We start from the raw sequence: 18,404 nt of genomic DNA, 5'->3' as shown, positions 1-18,404 counted from the left end.
CGCGTACTTTAGGCGTCGCCGCCCGCTCCGCCTGTGGTCCCGGCGTTGACGTCCAGGAGTTTGTAGCGGTCCATGGCATACGACGGCGCGCCCTCCTCAATCTCGCCGCTCCCTGCGAGCATTTGCAGCGCTTTCACCACGATGGAGTGGACATCGTTTTTGAAGAAGCGGCGGGCTGCGGCGCGGGTGTCGGAGAAGCCGAAGCCGTCGGCGCCGAGGGTGGCGAATTCGTTGGGGACGAACTGGCGGATCTGGTCGGGGACGGCTTTCATGTAGTCCGAGACGGCCACGATGGGGCCGGTGACGCCTTCGAGTTGCCGGGTGACGAAGGGGACGCGGGCGGGTTCGCCGGGGTTGAGGAAGGCTTCCTCTTCGGCGGCGAGGCCGTCGCGGCGCAGTTCGTTCCAGGACGTGACGGACCAGACATCGGCCGAGACGCCCCAGTCATCGGCGAGGAGCTGCTGGGCCTGGAGCGCCCACGGCACCGACACACCGGAGGCCAGGATCTGCGCCTTGGGCCCTTCAGTGGCGGACGGCGAGACCCGGTAGATGCCCTTGAGCACGCCTTCGACATCCAGGTTCTCGGGCTCTGCGGGCTGGGTGATGGGCTCGTTGTACACGGTGAGGTAGTACATCACGTTGTTATCCGGCGCTGTTCCGGTTCCTTCGCCGCTTGCGGCCGGCCCGTACATCCGCTCAATGCCGTCGCGGATGATGTGGCCCATTTCGTAGCCGTAGGCGGGGTCGTAGGTGACCACTGCGGGGTTGGTGGAGGCGAGCAGGGGGGAGTGGCCGTCGGCGTGCTGGAGGCCTTCGCCGGTGAGGGTGGTCCGTCCTGCGGTGGCGCCGATGATGAAGCCGCGGGTCATTTGGTCTGCTGCTGCCCAGAAGGCGTCGCCGGTGCGCTGGAAGCCGAACATGGAGTAGAACACGTAGACCGGGACCAGGGGCACGCCGTGGGTGGCGTACGCGGTTCCGGCGGCGGTGAATGCTGCCACGGCGCCGGCTTCGTTGATCCCGGGGTGGATCAGCTGGCCCTGGGCGGACTCCTTGTAGGCCAGGACCAGGTCCCGGTCCACAGAGAGATAGTTCTGCCCGCCGGGGTTGTAGATCTTGGCCGTGGGGAAGAACGCGTCCATGCCAAAAGTCCGCGATTCGTCCGGCACGATGGGCACAATCCGGTGGCCAAACTTTTTGTCCCTGATCAGGTCCTTCAGGAGCCGGACAAAAGCCATGGTGGTGGCGGCCTGCTGCTTGCCCGAACCGCGCTTGGCCACCTCAAACGTCTTGGCATCGGGCAGCTCAACGGCCTGATGGTCCGGCCGGCGTTCGGGGACGGCGCCGCCAAGTGCCCTGCGCCGCTCATGAAGATAAACAATCTCCGGGGCATCATGGCCCGGATGGAAATAGGGCGGGCTGTAAGGGTCCTCCTCCAGCCGGGCATCGGAAATCGGAATTCGGAGGTAGTCCCTGAATTCCTTCAGGTCATCGAGGGTGAGTTTCTTCATTTGGTGGGTCGCGTTGCGGCCCTCGAAGTGGGGTCCGAGTCCGTAGCCTTTGACGGTTTTGGCGAGGATGACGGTGGGTTTGCCCTTGAATTCGGTGGCGGCCTTGTACGCGGCGTAGACCTTGCGGTAGTCGTGGCCGCCGCGTTTGAGGTTCCAGATCTGGTCATCGCTCAGGTCCGCGACGAGGTCCTTGGTCCGGGGGTCTTTGCCGAAGAAGTGTTCGCGGACGAACCCGCCGGATTCGGCCTTGTAGGTCTGGTAGTCCCCGTCGGGGGTTTCGTTCATGATCTTCACCAGCGACCCGTCGGTGTCCCGGGAGAGCAGGTCATCCCATTCCCGGCCCCAGACGACCTTGATCACGTTCCAGCCCGCGCCGCGGAAGAACGCTTCGAGTTCCTGCATGATCTTGCCGTTGCCGCGCACCGGGCCGTCCAGGCGCTGGAGGTTGCAGTTGATCACGAAGTTCAGGTTGTCCAGGTTCTCGTTCGCGGCGAGCTGGAGCAGGCCGCGGGATTCGGGCTCGTCCATTTCGCCGTCGCCCAGGAACGCCCAGACCTGCTGGTCCGAGGTGTCTTTCAGGCCCCGGTTGTGCAGGTACCGGTTGGACTGGGCCTGGTAGATCGCGTTCATCGGCCCGATGCCCATCGACACCGTCGGGAATTCCCAGAACGAGGGCATCAGGCGCGGGTGCGGGTAGGAGGACAGGGCGTGGCCGGCACGGGACTTTTCCTGCCGGAACCCGTCCAGGTCCTCCTCCGAGAGCCGGCCTTCCATAAACGCCCTCGCGTACATGCCGGGGGAGGCGTGGCCCTGGAAGAAGACCTGGTCCCCGCCGCCGGGGTGGTCCTTGCCGCGGAAGAAGTGGTTGAAGCCCACCTCGTACAGGGTCGCGGCCCCGGCGTAGGTGGAGATGTGCCCGCCCACGCCGATGTTGGGCCGCTGGGACCGGTGCACCATCACCGCGGCGTTCCACCGCATGTACGCCCGGTACCGGCGCTCGAACTCCTCGTTGCCCGGGAACGCAGCTTCCTGGTCCACCGGGATGGTGTTCACGTAATCGGTGGTGGTCACCATCGGCACCCCGACGCTCTGCGCACCGGCACGCTGCAGCAGGCTCCGCATGATGTATTGGGCACGCTCGGTACCCTGTTCCCTGATCAACGAATCCAGGGACTCAACCCACTCGGCGGTCTCTTCCGGATCACGATCAGGCAGCTGGTTAGTCAACCCGCTGAGGATATGGGAGGTATCTTCTCCTGCAGCCACGGCAGCCTCTTTTCATCTTTGAATGCTCGGCTTGATGTTTTCATATTGTGAGAAAACATTATTGCTATACGAGATTAGCCAGAGACGGAGGGGTGGTCAACAAGCCGCTTTCGCCGCACCGCTACACGCGGCCCCTCTCCCCGCCCGAACCAATTATGACCGAGGCCGCTCTCGCGGCTGCTTGACCCGGAGTGATTCAGGTCATACGCTTATTCCACTATTCAATATCTTGATTCCGTAATGTGGAATGACAGCAGTGATCGCCGATCCGAGCTCACCACGCGGAAAACTTAGAACCGGAGATCCCTAATGCAGACCCCTCCACCGGTGGGCGCTGACACGGCTCCTGACCTGACAGCGCAGTCAGAATCTTCCGTCCACACCGCCGTGGGCGTTGAAGCACTTTGCGAATCAGCAAGCGCAGCATCAGGCCAGGCCATCAGCCCAACCCTCTACAACGCAGACCTTGCCCCTACCAAACGTGCCGGACGCAGCTGGTCGGGCTACAGCATCTTCACCCTCTGGGCCAACGATGTCCACAGCCTCGGCAACTATGCCTTCGCTATTGGACTCTTCGCTTTGGGGCTCGGCGGGTGGCAAATCCTTCTCGCCCTCGGCATCGGAGCGGCCTTGCTCTTCGGCCTCCTGAACCTTTCCGGATTTATGGGCGTCAAGACCGGTGTTCCGTTCCCGGTCATGAGTCGGATCAGCTTCGGCATCCGCGGGGCCCAGATTGCCAGCCTGCTCCGCGGAGCCGTCGCCGTTGCCTGGTTCGGCATCCAGACCTACCTTGCCTCTGTGGTCTTCCGCGTGATGCTTGTGGCGATGTTCCCGTCCCTCGGCGGCCTGGACAAGGACTCCATTCTAGGACTGTCCACCCTGGGCTGGATCGCCTTTGTCATCCTCTGGGTGGTGCAACTGGTGATCGTCAGCTTCGGCATGGAGATGATCCGCAAGTATGAGGCATTCGCCGGTCCGGTCATCCTGGCCACCATGGCAGCCATCGCCGTCTGGATCTTCATCGAGGCCGGCGGCGCCATCGCCTGGTCCTCGGACAACGCCCTCGAAGGGCCCGAGATGTGGCTTACCATCTTCGCGGGCGGTGCCCTGTGGGTCTCCATCTACGGCACATTCGTCCTGAACTTTTGCGACTTCACCCGCTCCGCCGTCTCGAAGAAGGCCGTGGTCCGCGGAAACTTCTGGGGCATCCCCATCAACATGCTCGTCTTCGGCGCCATCGTTGTGGTCATGGCCGGCGGGCAATTCAAAATCAACGGCACCATCATCGAAAGCCCCTCGGACATCGTCCAGACGATTCCCAACACGCTCTTCCTTGTGCTGGCTTGCCTCGCCCTGCTGATCCTGACCATCGCGGTCAACCTCATGGCGAACTTCGTGGCGCCTGTCTACGCCCTGACCAACCTGTTCCCCAAGCGGCTGAACTTCCGTAAGGCGGCCATCGTCAGCGCGGTCATCGGCCTGGTCATCCTGCCGTGGAACCTCTACAACAACCCGCTGGTGATTGTGTACTTCCTGGGTGGCCTGGGTGCCCTGCTCGGACCCCTGTTCGGCGTCGTGATGGCGGATTACTGGCTGATCCGGCGCGGCAAGGTCAACGTCCCCGAGCTGTACACCGCCGCCGCCACCGGTACGTACTACTACCGGAACGGCGTCAATCCGAAGGCGATCATCGCCATGGTGCCGGCCGCCGTCGTCGCACTCCTTATTGCATTCGTACCGGCCCTGGCCTCGGCAGCACCCTTCGCATGGTTCTTCGCCGCCGGCATCGCAGCGGTGGTGTATTTCTCCATCGCCGACCGGTCGCAGCGGCTGGAAGACCGCGACGGCGAGGCCATCGCCGTCGCCAGCACCCACTGAACCGGCACCACTGAGTAAGGAAATACCAATGCGCATACTGGTTGCGAACGTGAACACAACGGAGTCCATGACCCGCTCCATTGCTGCACAGGCACGCAGCATTGCAGCGCCCGGAACGGAAATCGTGGGGATAACGCCGCGATTCGGTGCCGACTCCTGTGAAGGCAACTTCGAGAGCTACCTTGCTGCCATCGCCGTGATGGACGCGGTGACGCACTATCCGGAGCCGTTCGACGCCGTCGTCCAAGCCGGTTACGGCGAGCACGGACGCGAGGGGCTGCAGGAGCTGCTGGACGTTCCGGTGGTGGACATCACCGAGGCGGCGGCCAGCACCGCGATGTTCCTGGGCCACAAATACTCGGTGGTCACCACACTGGACCGGACCGTCCCACTCATCGAGGACCGGCTCAAGCTGGCGGGCCTGGACGCCCGCTGCGCGTCTGTCCGGGCCAGCGGCATGGCCGTCCTGGAACTGGAGGAGGAACCGGAACGCGCGGTGGAAGCCATCATCAACCAGGCGATGCTGGCCGTCAGCCAAGACAAGGCCGAGGTGATTGTTCTCGGGTGCGGCGGAATGGCGGGCCTGGATGAGCAGATCCGGCAGCGCGCGGGAGTGCCGGTGGTGGATGGCGTGGCGTCAGCCGTGGTGATCGCCGAGTCCCTGGTCCGGATGCGGCTGTCCACATCCAAAGTCCGGACCTACGCTGCACCGCGGCCCAAGACCGTCATAGGCTGGCCGCTGAACAGCACGGACGTGCCGGTTTCCCTTTAGGCGGTTCCCTTCAGGCAGGGCCGCTCTATCGGCAGTACAGGAGAAGATTGTGTACCATCCCCAGCAGCCCGGGCGCGTTGCAGTCGTTACCGGCGCGGGCTCCGGCATCGGCCGGGCGGTGGCCCGCCTGCTCCTGGCCGATGGCTACGCTGTCGCCCTCGCCGGCCGGCGCGAGGCGCAACTTGTTGAGACAGCAGGCGGACATGAGCACGCGCTTCCGGTTCCCTGCGACATCACCCGGCCCGACGACGTCGAGCACCTTTTCGAGGCCGTCCGCCGGCGGTGGGGGCGGGTGGACCTGCTGTTCAACAACGCCGGGGTGTTCGGGCCGGCCGCGAGTGTGGACGAAATCTCCCTCGCGGACTGGGATGCCACGGTGGCGGTGAACCTCACAGGGTCGATGCTGTGTGCCGGGGCCGCCGTCCGGGCCATGAAGGCGCAGGAACCCCAGGGCGGGCGGATCATCAACAACGGCTCCATCTCCGCGCACTCGCCGCGGCCCCGGACGGTGGCCTATACCGTCACGAAGCACGCCATGACAGGCCTCACCAAAAGCATTGAGCTGGACGGGCGGGGCTTCGGCATCACGTGCGGGCAGATCGACATCGGCAACACTGCCACGGAGATTATGGACACCATCGGCGTCGGCGAGGGCGCGCTCCAGGCAGACGGCAGCCGCCGCGTTGAACCCACCTTTCCCGTTGAGGATGCTGCCCGTGCGGTCCTGATGATGGCCAACATGCCACCGACGGCCAGCGTTGGGTCCGTAGTTGTCACCGCGGCCGGCATGCCCTTCATCGGCCGCGGCTGAGCTCTAAAGGGGCAGCAGGGCTGAGAGGTCCGCGCGCAGGCCGGAGGCGGCCACCTTGCCGGCAGCGACTGCCTCCGCCCAGCTCAACTGGCCCGTTGCCATCCCAAGCCAGGTGGCGGCGTCGCACTCAATGACGTTGGGTGGCGTTCCACGGGTATGCCGGGGGCCCTCCACGCACTGCGTGACGCCGAAGGGCGGCACGCGCACCTCCACCGAATTGCCCGGCGCCCGTGCGGTCACTTCCTCCAGTGTGTACCGCACGGCAGTGGCCAGGACGGCCCGTGGAACAGGAACGTCCGACGACGGGTCCCCGGCATTCCGCCACGCCTCCACTGCTGCGGCGCCTTCTTGAACGTCGATACGACGGCGGGCGACTGGCATGTTATCGGCTTCCTTCACGTTGGGATGCAGTGGCAAAGGCCATCAGGGTACCGCGACCGTCGAAGAGAACTGAACTGGCCGGTGCTTAGTCCAGGAGCGCCGAAACCGCCGGGCCAAGGCGGATCTGCCCCACCGGACGGCCGCCGCCCAGCACCGGCTCCACCACTTTTTCCAGGACGCTCGCAACCCCCGGAATCTCTACCGCGCCCGCAGCCGCGAGAAGCGTCAGGGCCACCAGCGACGTGGCCCGGACATTCCCGTCCAATATCTTAACGGCAACGGAGACACCCTGCGGCGTGGCCATGGCCAGGACGCCTTCGGCGCCAACCTTGGCGATGATCTCCAGCTCGTCCATCACCAGGGTGTTGGCTTCACCACGGCCCTGCACTGCCCACGGGTAGTCAAGCATTGACGTTGCGATGGTGGCGGCCCTGGCGCTGAAGCTCTGGTCGCCGGGTGCCTTGGCCAGCTGTGAAAAGCCCCGCGCCAGGCCTTTGAGTGAGACGGCTGCCACGGGCGCGCCGCAGCCGTCGATTCCCAGGTGGGCGATCTTTTCGCCCGTGTATTCCTCGATGACCGTGCGGACCCGCTGCTGCAGCGGGTGGTTGGGCTCCAGGTAGCTGTGGGTATCCCAGCCGTTCTCGGTGCAGGCCCACAGGAAGGCCGCGTGCTTGCCGGAACAGTTGAACGCCAGCCTTGTTTTTCCACGTTCGGAGCGCACCAGCCAGTTGCGTGCTGTCTCATCCTGCGGCCATGCTTCCGGGCACTGCAGCTGGTCCTCGCGCACGCCGGCAGCTTTGAGCATCCCGGACACCACATCCATATGGTCCAGTGAACCCACGTGGCTCGCGCATGCCAGTGCAACCTGCGCGCCGCGCAGGGGTACGCCGGACTGCATCGAGGCCAGTGCCTGGAACGGCTTTAGGGCGGACCTGGCGAAGATCGGTGTGTTAATGTCGCCGAGCTCTGTGACTACTGACCCGTCTGCTGCCAGCAGCACGGCCGAGCCGATGTGCCGGGACTCCACAAAGCCGCTGCGCTCGATCACGGCCAGTTCGACGGCGGAGTCCACGGTGAAGGTGGCGTGCGGATTATGCGGCATGTTGCCAGTCTAGGGGCCTGCATCCCGGAAGCCGGGCTACTCCACGGTGACCATCACCGACTGCCAGCCCGAGGCGCCGTCCGGAACGGGATCGGCCCGCTGGTCGGTCTGCACCTCGCCGGAGCCGTCGGTGGCACGGACTTTGATGTAGTGCGGCCCCGGTGCCGCGTCCCACTCATAGGACCACTGGCGCCATGTCACCAGGGACGCCTCGGTGGACAAATCCGCTTCCACCCACTCGGCGTTGTCAATCTGGATCTCCACCTTGGTAATGCCACGGGTCTGGGCCCACGCGGTGCCGCCAACGGCAACTTTCCCGGCGGGAACCTTTGCGAAGGACTTGGGAACGTCAACGCGCGCCATGGTCTTGATGGGCCCGCGCTCGGACCATCCGCGGTCGGTCCAGTAGGCCTTGCTGTCAGCGAACCTGGTTACTTCGAGGTCCACCACCCACTTTGTTGCCGAAACGAATCCGTACAATCCCGGAACCACCATCCGCACCGGGTAGCCGTGCTCGAGGGGGAGTGGCTCGTCGTTCATGCCGATGGCCAGGATGGCATCCCGGTCGTCCTGGAGGACCTCGAGCGGGGTGGACGCGCTGAAGCCGTCGATGGAAGTGGAGAGCACCATGTCCGCACCATCTTTTGGTTTCGCCCGCTTCAACACCTCACGGATGGGCAGACCCAGCCATTTGGCGTTACCAACAAGGTTTCCGCCCACGGGGTTGGAGACACAGGTGAGCGTCACATGGCTTTCGATGAGGTCGGCGTCGAGCAGGTCCTGGAACGTGAGCCGGACCTCCTCTTCAACCAGTCCATGCACCCGGAGCTCCCACTCATCCGCGTTGATTTCCGGGACGCTGAGGGCGGTGTCGATGCGGTAGAACTCGCCGTTGGGTGTCACCCACGGTGTGACGCCCGGCGCCGGCGACTGGACGCCGGCTGGAACGGCGGCCGCGGCCCTTGCCGGTGCGGGAAGCTTCAGGGCGTCCCGCGCCTTGGCAATGTTGCTGCGGGCGGCACTCAGGAGGCGGCCGCCCGTGGCGGCGATGCCGGCAGCGGCTGCGGTGATCCCGGCTGCGGCAAAGAAGCGACGGCGGCTGGTTGCAGGATGTCGGTCCTCGGCAATATCTGCGGGCGCCTCAGGCCAGGCCTTCAGACCCCAAAGCGGAGCGATCAGGGCCCGCAGGGCCACCAGGCCCGCGAGCGTTCCCACCACTGACGGTATGGCGTCCACCGGATCCACTCCTGCCCGGGTCACCACGCTGGCCACGATGACCGCACCCATGAACAGGACGCCGAGGACGCCCAGCGCCCACCGGCGGTACGCCACCACGCCCAGCACACAGGCAAGGACGGCAATGGTCAGCCCCATGCCCACAAAGAGGGCAGCTTTGTCATTGGTGCCGAACGTGGCGATCGCAAAATCTTTCAGCCAGGGCGGCGTGAAGTCGATGAACGTGGACCCCAACGCGAGAACGGGTGTGGCGCGTGCAGTGAAAAACGCTCCGACCAGTTCAGCCACGGCAAGGACGACGGCGGCAGCCACCACGCCTGCCAGCGCGGCCATGGCGGTGGGACCCTTGAGCCAATTCGAAAGCTTTTTCATGACATAGGTTCGGAGCCGAGCGGTCCGGGGATTGTTTTCCAGGGCTGACACAGCTTAGGAGGGGGCAGGGTGCACAAAGTACCCTTGGAGACTGTGAAGGTACTCGTCATCGGCCCCGGAGGCCGCGAACACGCCATTGTCCGCTCCCTGCTCGCCGACCCCAACGTGTCCGAGGTCCATGCAGCTCCCGGCAATGCCGGGATCAGCAAGCTGGTCCCCACCCACAAGATCAACGGCAACGATCCCGACGCCGTAGCCGCCCTGGCCACCAAGCTCGCCGTGGACCTCGTGGTGGTAGGCCCGGAGGCGCCGCTCGCAGCGGGAGTTTCCGACGCCGTCCGCGCAGCCGGGATCCCGGTGTTTGGCCCCAGCAAAGCGGCCGCACAGCTCGAAGCCTCCAAGGCATTCGCCAAGGAAATCATGGCCGAGGCCGGTGTACCCACGGCCATGGCCATGGTCGCCACCAACGCTGACGAAGCCGCCTCAGCCCTGGACACCTTCGGCGCACCCTACGTGGTGAAAGACGACGGACTCGCCGCCGGCAAGGGGGTAGTGGTCACCGGGAACCGCGACGAAGCCCTGGCCCACGCACAGTCCTGCTTTGATGCCGGCGGTTCGGTGGTTATCGAAGAGTTTTTGGACGGCCCCGAGGTTTCCGTCTTTGTCCTCTGCGATGGCCAGAACACGGTGGCGCTCTCACCGGCCCAGGACTTCAAGCGGATCTTCGACAACGACGAAGGACCCAACACCGGCGGCATGGGCGCCTATACGCCACTGGAGTGGGCGCCGGAAGGCCTCGTCCAGGAAGTTATTGACCGCGTGGCCCAGCCCACGGTCAACGAGATGGCAAGCCGCGGCACACCCTTTGTGGGCGTACTGTTCGTGGGGCTGGCGCTGACCTCGCGCGGCACCCGCGTCATCGAATTCAACGTCCGCTTCGGCGACCCGGAAACGCAGGCCGTGCTGGCCCGGCTCAAGACGCCCCTCGGTGCCCTGCTCCTGGCAGCCGCCAAGGGCGAACTGGACAAGGCGGAAGAGCTGCGCTGGGCGAAGGAAACGGCGGTCGCCGTCGTCGTCGCGTCCGAAAACTACCCTGACACTCCGCGCACCGGTGACCGCATCCGCGGGCTGAAAAAGGTGGAGGAGCTGGAAGGCGTCCACGTGATCCACGCCGGCACCTCATTGGACGAGTACGGCAAGGTGGTTTCGGCCGGTGGCCGCGTGCTCGCGGTCGTCGCGCTCGGCAGCGACCTGGTGGAGGCACGCGAGAAAGCGTACGACGGCGTGGAGCTGGTTCAGCTTGAAGGCTCCCAGTTCCGCAGTGACATCGGTGGCAAGGCTGCCCGCGGCGAGATCAAGGTCCCGTCCGCGTCCACCAGTTCCCTGCCTGTGACGAAAGCGAAGGCTTAGCATGAGCGACATTCCTGCAGCACGCGGCTTCAACGCCAGGACCCTGGACCTGCCGGGCTGGACCCACGTCTATTCCGGTAAGGTCCGTGACCTTTACGAGCCGGCCGACGAGTCCATCCTGCAGCGCGTTGGCCAGGACTGCGTGCTGGTGGTGGCCAGTGACCGCATCAGCGCGTTCGACCACGTCCTCACCAGTGAAATCCCCGATAAGGGGCGCATCCTCACCCAGCTGAGCCTGTGGTGGTTCGACCAGCTGGACGTGGAGCACCACGTGCTGGGCTCCACGGTGGAGGACGGGGTCCCGGAGGCCGTCGAAGGCCGGGCCATGATTTGCAAGAAGCTGGACATGTTCCCCGTCGAGTGCATCGCCCGCGGCTACCTCACGGGCTCCGGGCTGCAGGAATACCAGTCGTCCGGAACGGTCTGCAGCATTCCGCTGCCGGAGGGCCTGGTGGACGGTTCACGGCTGGAACAGGCCATTTTCACGCCGTCGGCCAAAGCGGAAGTGGGCGAACATGACGAGAACATCACGTATGACGCCGTCGCCGCCATGGTGGGCGACGATATCGCTGCCCGGCTGAGCGCCCTCACACTGCAGATCTACACCACGGCGGAGGCTGTTGCCCGCGAGCGTGGCATCATCCTTGCCGACACCAAGGTGGAGTTTGGCTACGACGCAGTCTCTGGCTCAATCACGCTGGGCGACGAGGTCCTGACGCCGGATTCCTCCCGGTTCTGGGACGCGGCCACCTACCAGCCGGGACAGGCGCAGCCCTCCTATGACAAGCAGTACGTCCGGGACTGGCTGACGTCGGCCGAATCCGGCTGGGACAAGGCTTCCGATACGCCTCCGCCGGCGCTTCCGGAAGAGGTCATCGGGCGTACCCGCAGCCGCTACGTTGAGGCCTACGAGAAAATCACCGGGCGAACGTTCGCCTGATACCGCTCGGCAATATCCGCTTTGTCCCCGGCCCGGCTCGTTGGCTTTACAGTTAGCTTGCCTTCGCGTTCTTGGCTGCGGCATCTGTCCGCTGTTGAGCGAGGCGGATCTCCAGCATCGCGTCCAGGGCCTGCTGGATTAGATCTTGGGCTCCGGCGGAGCTGAAGGATTTTTGGGCTTCCTGAAGGAAGATCAAGGCTTCGTCTGCTTCGCCGGCCGCCTTAAGCGATTTACCCAGTAGCAATGAAACCTCGCCGGCCGTGTGCTTGGCGAGAGCATCCCGCTGAGAGTGGACCTCACGGAGCTTCTGAATGGCGGCAACGATGTCGCCCGTAAGGTAAAGCCAACGGGCGCGGATGAAAGCCACTTCCAACTCATCGCTTTTCATTTCGTAAACTATGGAAAACGCGAGTTCGGCTCGCTCTATCGAGGCCAGGGTCTCGGGCTCCACAATTCCGGCCTGAAGCCGCACTGCTGCGGATGCTTTATTGAAGCGGGCCCACATTTCGATGTCATTGGCAGGGGACAGTAGCCTGGCGGCCCGTTCGTGTTCCTTGACTCCCTCAGCGTAGTCATGCCGCATGAAGGCGACATTTCCCACTACCCACGCCACTTCACCTGCAAGCTGCGGCATCGATTCCTCGTCCACCTGAGTGGCGAGCACTTGGCAGTGGGTCCACGCTTCGTCCAGTCGGCCGCTTTCTGCCAGAGCCCCGATCAGGACCCGCAGGGCGCCGGTGATGATTGTGGAACTTGGCGGCAGTTGCTCTGCCAGCTTCATCGCTTCAATTGCCTGGTCCACAGCGGCTGACAGTTGGCCCTGCCGTTGCAAAACAGCCGCAAGCATTTGACGAGCGCGCACACCGAGCCCGGCAGACTCCTGGGCCATTGGATGTTCGACCAAGCGCTCAATGATTTGCTGGCAGTCCTGCAGGTTACCGTGCCTCAACAAGCATTCGGCCTGCATATATGTCATGTTCCACCACGCGCTGGTGTTTTTACCCTCAAGAGCAATCTTGGCTGCTGTCGCAGCATGGCTGGCAGCCAAGGGGTAGTCCCTTAGGTCCCACGCTTGCCGGGCGTACAGACCAGCCAGTACGTATTCGGCGTCGCTGACTGAGATTGGCTGGCTCCAGGCTTCCAGCGCTTTGGGAGCCAACTCCAACCGTCTGGCCAGTTCCTCGATCACTTCGGCCGTGGGTTCCCTACGGCCGGTTTCGAGCAGTGAGATGTAGCTCGGGGAATACAGGTCCTTGCCCAGTTCGGCCTGCGTCATACCACGTTCGAGCCGCTCCGCCCGGAGCTTTTCCCCGAATCCGTTGCCCACGGGATTTCCTCCTCTTCCGGGAAGTCTTTTGTATCGACTGCTTGACAGTCCCTGTGGAAAACATTTTACAATGGGTGTCAACAAGGACAGTGCTGGCTTTGTAACGAATCCGACTCGTGTAGAGGAACTAATATGTTGAAGAAAATTGCAGCCGCCGCCGTCCTGGCGGGCGCCCTGGCGTTTACCGCTGCGGCTCCGGCCGTCCTGTCGGCGGGTTCCCTAACGGATAACGCCAGCGTCTCTGCAGGCAGCGGCAACTGGCCCAACCCCATGACAGAGAAGGGGAAGAAGGCGTAATAGCTTCCTCAACAAAGGAGGCGAGGGAAGGCCCCGGAGCATTTGCTCCGGGGCCTTTCCCTTTCCCGGGAAGTGGCCCGTCCCACGGGGCAGCCGGGAACGAAAAAGAGGGCCCCCACAAGGAGACCCTCTTTGCCGTTTGGTCGGGATGACAGGATTTGAACCTGCGACCTCTTCGTCCCGAACGAAGCGCGCTACCAAGCTGCGCTACATCCCGATCCGCTGCAAAAGCAACTTTACAAGAATAGCGGATGCGGGTCCCTGATGTGAAATCCGCTGCCGGCGGGGGACGGTGGCGGCGGTCAGACCAGGGAGTCCTTCCATGCCCCGTGCAGGTCTGCGAAGCGTCCGCCGCTGCCAATCAGTTCTGCCGGCGAACCGTCCTCCACTATGCGGCCGTCATGGACCACCAGCACCCGGTCCGCCGTCTCAACCGTAGACAACCGGTGCGCGATGATCAGCGCCGTCCTGCGCGCAGTGTCCTTGCCTGCAAGCAGCCGGGCCAGACCGCTCTGCACCAGCCTCTCCGAGGGGATGTCCAGCGAGGACGTGGCCTCGTCCAGGATCAGCACGGCCGGGCGGGCCAGGAAGGCCCGGGCGAAGCTGATGAGCTGACGCTGACCGGAGGACACCCGGCCGCCGCGTTTGTTGACATCCGTGTCATAGCCTTCAGGGAGTTCAAGGATAAACTCGTGGGCGCCCACTGCCTTGGCTGCTTCCTCTATTTCGGCCCGGGATGCCTCCGGCCGCCCCAGGGCGATGTTGTCCGCAACGGAACCGCTGAACAGGAAAGCTTCCTGGGTGACCATCACAATGTTCCGTCTCAGGTCCGTGGTACTGAGGTTGCGGAGGTCCACTCCATCCAGCGTGAGGGCACCTGACGAAACGTCGTAGAAGCGCGCTATGAGCTTAGCCAGGGTGGATTTGCCGGCTCCGGTCTGCCCCACCAGGGCAACGGTCTGGCCGGCAGGGATGTGCAGGTTCAGCGTGGGAACGATGACCGGCCCGTCGCCGTAGCAGAATTCCACGTCCTTGAAGTCGATGGCACCCTTGGCGTCCTTCAGGGCTACCGGATTCTTGGGCGGCCGGACCGTGGGGACTTCCTCCAGGAGGCCGGATACCTTCTCCAGCGCTGCCTGGGCACTTTGGAAGGAGTTGTAGAACATCGCCATCTGGTCCACCGGCTGGAAGAACCTCTTCGTGGAGAGGATGAGGGCCAGCAGCACACCCACTGCAAGATCGCCGGTGAGGACGCGGAATCCACCAAAGAGCAGGACCACGGCCACGCAGACGTTGCCGATCAGCACCAGGCCCGGCTGGAAAATCCCGTTGAGGTTGATGGACCGCACGGTGACCAGCCTGTAGTCCTCCGCGAGCTTCCCGTAACGTTCGGCGTTTTCCCGTTCCTTGCGGAAGGCCTTTACTGCCCGGATGCCCGTCATCGTCTCCACGAAGTGCACGATCAGCCGTGCGGACACCACCCGGGACTCCCGGAAGGCGATCTGGGAGTGCTTTTGGTACCAGCGGGCCAGGAAGTACATGGGCACCCCGGCGGCGAGCACCAGCAGGCCGCTGCGCCAGTCCAGGGCGAACACAGTTATTGCGGTGAAAATCATGAACAGCAGGCCGGAGGCCAAGGAGCTGACGCCGGAATCCAGGAGCTCGCGGAGAGCCTCCAGGTCTGAGGTCTGCCGGGCAATAATCCGGCCGGACGTGTACTTTTCGTGGAACTCAAGGCTCAACCGCTGGGTATGCCGGAAAACCCGGAGGCGCAGGTCAAGCAGCATGGCTTGGCTCAACTTGGCGGTGGAGGTGACGTACAGGGCGGTGAGTACCGCCGTCGCAATCGCTGCCAGCAGATACGCGACGCCGGTGAGCACCAGGGGCAGGTTGTCCCCGGACTGCAGGGCGGGCAGGGCGTTGTCGATGCCGAAGGCGATCAGCGCCGGGCCGGCCACCCGGGCGGCCTGGGAAAGGACCACTGTGGCTATGGTCAGCCAGAACCGCAACCGCACCGGCCGGATGAGTGAGCGCAGCAGAGCCAGCGACCGCCGTCGTACGGCTTTGCTGTCGCTCTTGCTCAGGTGGGCGTTGTCTTCGTTGGCGGTGCCGAAGGTTGCCGTGCTCATCGGGTCACTTCCTCTGCCTGGATACCCGCTTCTTTGAGCTCCGACAGTTCGGAGTCCAGGTCCCGTGGTTCCTGGTCAAGGCTGGCGATGACGTAGCGGTAATGGTCGTTGGATGCCAGCAGTTCTGTGTGCGTTCCGACGGCGGTGATGCGCCCGTCCTCCAGCAGCGCCACCCGGTCCGCCAGCGCAACTGTCGATGGTCGGTGGGCCACGATCAGCGTGGTGGTGTCCTTCAGCACCGCCCGGAGCCGTGTTTCCACGAGTTCCTCGGTGTGGACATCCAGGGCGGACAGCGGGTCATCCAGCACCAGCACCTTGGGGCGTGCGGCTATGGCCCGAGCCAGGGCGATGCGCTGCCGCTGCCCGCCGGACAGGCTGAGGCCTTCCTCACCGATGAGGGTGTCCAGGCCTTCGGGCAGGGAATAGGCGAAGTGTGCCTGGGCCACGTCCAGGGCCTCTTCGAGGACGGCATCCGTGCGGTTCAGGGCGCCGAGCAGGACGTTGTCGCGGACGGAGTTGGAGAACAGCGTGGTGTCCTCGAAGGCCACTCCCACGATGCGGCGGAGTTCGTCCACGTTGAAGTCGCGCAGGTCCACGCCGTCAATGGCGATGGAGCCGTCCGTGACGTCGTACAGGCGCGGCACGAGCTGGATCAGGGCGCTCTTGCCGCTTCCGGTGATGCCCACAAGGGCCATCGTTTCCCCGGGGTGCAGGTCGAGATTGATCTCCTTCAGGATTGGCTTGTCCGGAGCGTCCTCGAAGGCGAACGTGGCGTTATTGAAGCGGAGCGCACCGGCAAGCTGGCCGGGCCGCCGGGGCTCAGGGGGGCTGGTAATGCTGTTGACCGAGTCCATCACTTCGAAGTGACGGTCGACGGCGGTTTTGGCGGTGAGTGCCATGGCCAGCAGCATGCCGGAGAACTCAACGGGGGAGGCGATGACGGCTGCCGTGGCAAAAAAGGCCACCAGCGCACCAATGCTCAGCTCGCCGCTGGCGCACAGCATCACGCCCACCACGAGTCCCGCACCCAGGGCGAGCTCCGGCAGCAGGGTGACCACCATGGTGAAGGTGGCCTGCTGGCGGGCCTTGTCGATCTCCGTCTGGCGCAGTTCTTCGGCCTGTTCCTCGAAGTTTTCGAGGGCTTCCCGGCTACGGCCGAAGGCCTTGAGGACGCGGATCCCGTGGACGGATTCCTCCACGGTGGTGGCAAGGTCACCGGCTTGGTCCTGGCTGCGGCGGGCTACCCTGCTGAAGCGTCTCCGGAACCGGAAACTGTAGGCCATGATGGGCGCGGCGGCGGCAAGGAAGATGAGGGCCAGCTGCCAGCTCATCGCGAACATCACGCCAATGCCGATGATCACCGTCAAGGTGGTGACCACCAGCATGATGGCGCCGAAGGCCATCCACCGGCGCAGGAAGTTCAGGTCAGTCATGGCCCGGGAGAGCAACTGGCCGGAGCCCCAGCGGTCGTGGAACGAGACCGTCAGGTCCTGCAGGTGGCCATATAGTGAAGTGCGCATACGCGTCTCCACCGAGGTGGCCGGATTGATGACGAACTGCCGGCGGAGGGCCACAAGCCCGGCCTCCGCCACACCCAGCACCAGGATGATCCCGGCCGAGATCCAGACCGCATCCGTGGTGCCCCCGGGTTGCAGCGATTCATTGACCAGCACCCGGAGGACCTGGGGGATGGCCAGGGCAACAACGCTGGCCAGGAGTGCGCAAAGAAGTCCCAGGAGAAGCCGGGGGAGGATCGGCCGGACGTGAGGGTAGAGACGGCTGATGGATCGAAAAAATGAAGTCTGCTTGGCCATGCCCGCTTCTCAAGCTCTAAAACGAATGTAGTTTCCCGTAGCAACTACCCTATGCCATGGCGTGAGGCGATTCACAGGTTCACCGGGCGCATGCGGAGCTTGGCCAGTTATTGCGGTGCGTAATGGGCGCTCAGCCCGCCCACGCGTTGGGCTATCAGCTTTGGTGGCCAAAAACACTGCTTGGGAACTAAAACTAATAGCGCAAGGGAGTCAGTTGGGCGAGGTGAGGGTGAGCAGGACCGCTTCCGGCTTGCACGCGATGCGGACCGGGGCGAAGCGCGAGGTGCCGATGCCGCCGGAGACGTTGACCGGCGTCGTGCTTCCGTTGCTTCGCCAGTCATTGAGCCCCTTCGCCCGCCAGGTGGGGAGGTCGCAGTTGGACACCAGGGCGCCGTAGCCGGGGAGGCACAACTGGCCACCGTGGGTATGGCCGGCGAGCAGCAGGTCAGCGCCGTCCTCGGTGAAATGGTCAAGTACGCGCTGGTACGGGGCATGGACGACGGCGACCCGAAGGTGGGGGGTTGCTCCTTGGTTGACCGTGCCGCGCGGCCACCCCGCATACCGTTCCCGGTTCAGGTGGGGATCGTCCACGCCGGAGAAGTCGAACCGCATGCCGTTCAGGGCCACCGACTGGTGGCGGTTGGTCAGGTCCACCCAGCCTCCCATGCCGAAGCCCGAACGCAGCCGCGGCCAGTCCAGCACGGTGGGTTTGGGCTTGGCTTTGGAGGGCCCCAGCAGGTAGGAGGCCGGGTTTTTCAAGCTCGGCGCGAAGTAGTCGTTGGAGCCGGGGACAAAAACGCCGGGGAACTCCAGCAGGGGGCGGAGAGCTTCCAGGAGCGGGTCCACAGCCTTGGCGTGACTGAGGTTGTCGCCGGTATTAACCACCAGGTCGGGCTCGAGATCGGCCAGCGACTTCAGCCAGGCAGCCTTCTTTTGTTGGCCAGGGACAAAATGGATGTCGCTCAGGTGCAGGATGCGGAACGGTGCCTGCCTTGGGGGCAGGATGTCCAGCGTTTCTTCCCGGAGGACAAACTGGTTCTTCTCCCACAGGCCGTATCCGAAGGCGGCTATTCCTGCCGCGGTCCCGGCTCCTGCGGTGACGGCAAAGCCGCGCCCGATGGTTCGGGCGCGGCTGGCCAAGGCACTGGTTGAGATCATCGT

At 64.4% G+C, this 18,404-nt stretch carries 14 protein-coding genes and 1 tRNA gene; 6 read left to right on the top strand and 9 right to left on the bottom strand.

All coding sequences use genetic code 11. The annotated features are described in order from the left end of the window. Window positions 1-8: 8 nt before the first annotated feature. Complete coding sequence (gene aceE / locus M1D93_RS16355; RefSeq protein ID WP_461172515.1) at window positions 9-2,774, bottom strand: pyruvate dehydrogenase (acetyl-transferring), homodimeric type; 2,766 nt, start codon at window positions 2,772-2,774, stop codon at window positions 9-11. Window positions 2,775-3,083: 309 nt separating this feature from the next. On the opposite strand from aceE, the gene M1D93_RS16350 reads away from it, so the two are divergent. From M1D93_RS16350 to M1D93_RS16340, 3 genes are read left to right on the top strand one after another with little or no spacing between them, the layout of a single operon-like run. Further along, window positions 3,084-4,652: an NCS1 family nucleobase:cation symporter-1 gene (locus M1D93_RS16350; RefSeq protein WP_461172514.1), complete on the top strand. Its 1,569-nt coding sequence runs from the start codon at window positions 3,084-3,086 to the stop codon at window positions 4,650-4,652. 28 nt (window positions 4,653-4,680) lie between these two features. Then, window positions 4,681-5,424, top strand: a complete 744-nt coding sequence (locus M1D93_RS16345; protein WP_461172513.1) for an aspartate/glutamate racemase family protein — start codon at window positions 4,681-4,683, stop codon at window positions 5,422-5,424. A gap of 49 nt (window positions 5,425-5,473) precedes the next feature. Continuing rightward, window positions 5,474-6,235 (top strand): SDR family oxidoreductase, encoded by a 762-nt coding sequence (locus M1D93_RS16340; RefSeq protein WP_461172512.1) that lies wholly within the window; start codon window positions 5,474-5,476, stop codon window positions 6,233-6,235. A gap of 3 nt (window positions 6,236-6,238) precedes the next feature. On the opposite strand, the gene M1D93_RS16335 is transcribed toward M1D93_RS16340, so the two are convergent. The 3 genes from M1D93_RS16335 to M1D93_RS16325 form a co-directional block, all read right to left on the bottom strand. Further along, a complete protein-coding gene (locus tag M1D93_RS16335; RefSeq protein ID WP_461172511.1) occupies window positions 6,239-6,616 on the bottom strand; it encodes a sterol carrier family protein in 378 nt (125 codons plus the stop codon). An 85-nt stretch (window positions 6,617-6,701) separates the two neighbouring features. Continuing rightward, window positions 6,702-7,718 (bottom strand): asparaginase, encoded by a 1,017-nt coding sequence (locus M1D93_RS16330; protein WP_461172510.1) that lies wholly within the window; start codon window positions 7,716-7,718, stop codon window positions 6,702-6,704. 36 nt (window positions 7,719-7,754) lie between these two features. Continuing rightward, window positions 7,755-9,326, bottom strand: a complete 1,572-nt coding sequence (locus M1D93_RS16325) for a molybdopterin-dependent oxidoreductase (protein ID WP_461172509.1) — start codon at window positions 9,324-9,326, stop codon at window positions 7,755-7,757. A 93-nt stretch (window positions 9,327-9,419) separates the two neighbouring features. Between M1D93_RS16325 and purD the strand changes: the two genes are divergently transcribed. Next, window positions 9,420-10,736 (top strand): phosphoribosylamine--glycine ligase, encoded by a 1,317-nt coding sequence (purD, locus tag M1D93_RS16320; protein WP_461175047.1) that lies wholly within the window; start codon window positions 9,420-9,422, stop codon window positions 10,734-10,736. A gap of 1 nt (window position 10,737) precedes the next feature. After that, a complete protein-coding gene (locus tag M1D93_RS16315; RefSeq protein ID WP_461172508.1) occupies window positions 10,738-11,676 on the top strand; it encodes a phosphoribosylaminoimidazolesuccinocarboxamide synthase in 939 nt (312 codons plus the stop codon). Between the two features lie 52 nt (window positions 11,677-11,728). Here the strand turns inward: M1D93_RS16315 and M1D93_RS16310 are convergent, their stop codons facing one another. After that, on the bottom strand, window positions 11,729-13,003 hold the full coding sequence (locus M1D93_RS16310) for a helix-turn-helix domain-containing protein (RefSeq protein WP_461172507.1): 1,275 nt from the start codon (window positions 13,001-13,003) through the stop codon (window positions 11,729-11,731). Between the two features lie 132 nt (window positions 13,004-13,135). Between M1D93_RS16310 and M1D93_RS16305 the strand changes: the two genes are divergently transcribed. Then, window positions 13,136-13,300, top strand: coding sequence for a hypothetical protein (locus M1D93_RS16305; RefSeq protein WP_461172506.1), 165 nt, complete (start codon window positions 13,136-13,138; stop codon window positions 13,298-13,300). 140 nt (window positions 13,301-13,440) lie between these two features. Here the strand turns inward: M1D93_RS16305 and M1D93_RS16300 are convergent. The 4 genes from M1D93_RS16300 to M1D93_RS16285 form a co-directional block, all read right to left on the bottom strand. Further along, window positions 13,441-13,517: transfer RNA gene (locus M1D93_RS16300), tRNA-Pro, on the bottom strand. 85 nt (window positions 13,518-13,602) lie between these two features. Further along, the gene (locus M1D93_RS16295) at window positions 13,603-15,429 is read right to left on the bottom strand and encodes an ABC transporter ATP-binding protein (RefSeq protein ID WP_461172505.1); all 1,827 of its coding nucleotides are present in this window, start codon (window positions 15,427-15,429) and stop codon (window positions 13,603-13,605) included. Further along, window positions 15,426-17,243 carry an ABC transporter ATP-binding protein gene (locus M1D93_RS16290; RefSeq protein ID WP_461172504.1) on the bottom strand — a complete coding sequence of 606 codons (1,818 nt, stop codon included), beginning with the start codon at window positions 17,241-17,243 and terminating at the stop codon, window positions 15,426-15,428. Before M1D93_RS16290 ends, M1D93_RS16295 begins: the two co-directional genes overlap by 4 nt. A 210-nt stretch (window positions 17,244-17,453) precedes the next feature. After that, window positions 17,454-18,401 carry a metallophosphoesterase gene (locus M1D93_RS16285; protein WP_461172503.1) on the bottom strand — a complete coding sequence of 316 codons (948 nt, stop codon included), beginning with the start codon at window positions 18,399-18,401 and terminating at the stop codon, window positions 17,454-17,456. Window positions 18,402-18,404: the final 3 nt, after the last annotated feature.

The organism is Arthrobacter sp. Z1-9 (assembly GCF_054792695.1).
Note: the sequence above shows the minus strand (reverse complement) of the source record. Positions and strands in the feature narration are given on the sequence as shown.

Excerpts from the sequence above, each read along its gene's own strand:
- M1D93_RS16350 (WP_461172514.1), top strand. The coding sequence starts at position 3,084 with ATGCAGACCCCTCCACCGGTGGGCGCTGACACGGCTCCTGACCTGACA.
- M1D93_RS16345 (WP_461172513.1), top strand. The coding sequence starts at position 4,681 with ATGCGCATACTGGTTGCGAACGTGAACACAACGGAGTCCATGACCCGC.
- M1D93_RS16335 (WP_461172511.1), bottom strand. The coding sequence starts at position 6,616 with ATGCCAGTCGCCCGCCGTCGTATCGACGTTCAAGAAGGCGCCGCAGCA.
- M1D93_RS16330 (WP_461172510.1), bottom strand. The coding sequence starts at position 7,718 with ATGCCGCATAATCCGCACGCCACCTTCACCGTGGACTCCGCCGTCGAA.
- M1D93_RS16325 (WP_461172509.1), bottom strand. The coding sequence starts at position 9,326 with ATGAAAAAGCTTTCGAATTGGCTCAAGGGTCCCACCGCCATGGCCGCG.
- M1D93_RS16315 (WP_461172508.1), top strand. The coding sequence starts at position 10,738 with ATGAGCGACATTCCTGCAGCACGCGGCTTCAACGCCAGGACCCTGGAC.
- M1D93_RS16305 (WP_461172506.1), top strand. The coding sequence starts at position 13,136 with ATGTTGAAGAAAATTGCAGCCGCCGCCGTCCTGGCGGGCGCCCTGGCG.
- M1D93_RS16295 (WP_461172505.1), bottom strand. The coding sequence starts at position 15,429 with ATGAGCACGGCAACCTTCGGCACCGCCAACGAAGACAACGCCCACCTG.
- M1D93_RS16290 (WP_461172504.1), bottom strand. The coding sequence starts at position 17,243 with ATGGCCAAGCAGACTTCATTTTTTCGATCCATCAGCCGTCTCTACCCT.
- M1D93_RS16285 (WP_461172503.1), bottom strand. The coding sequence starts at position 18,401 with ATGATCTCAACCAGTGCCTTGGCCAGCCGCGCCCGAACCATCGGGCGC.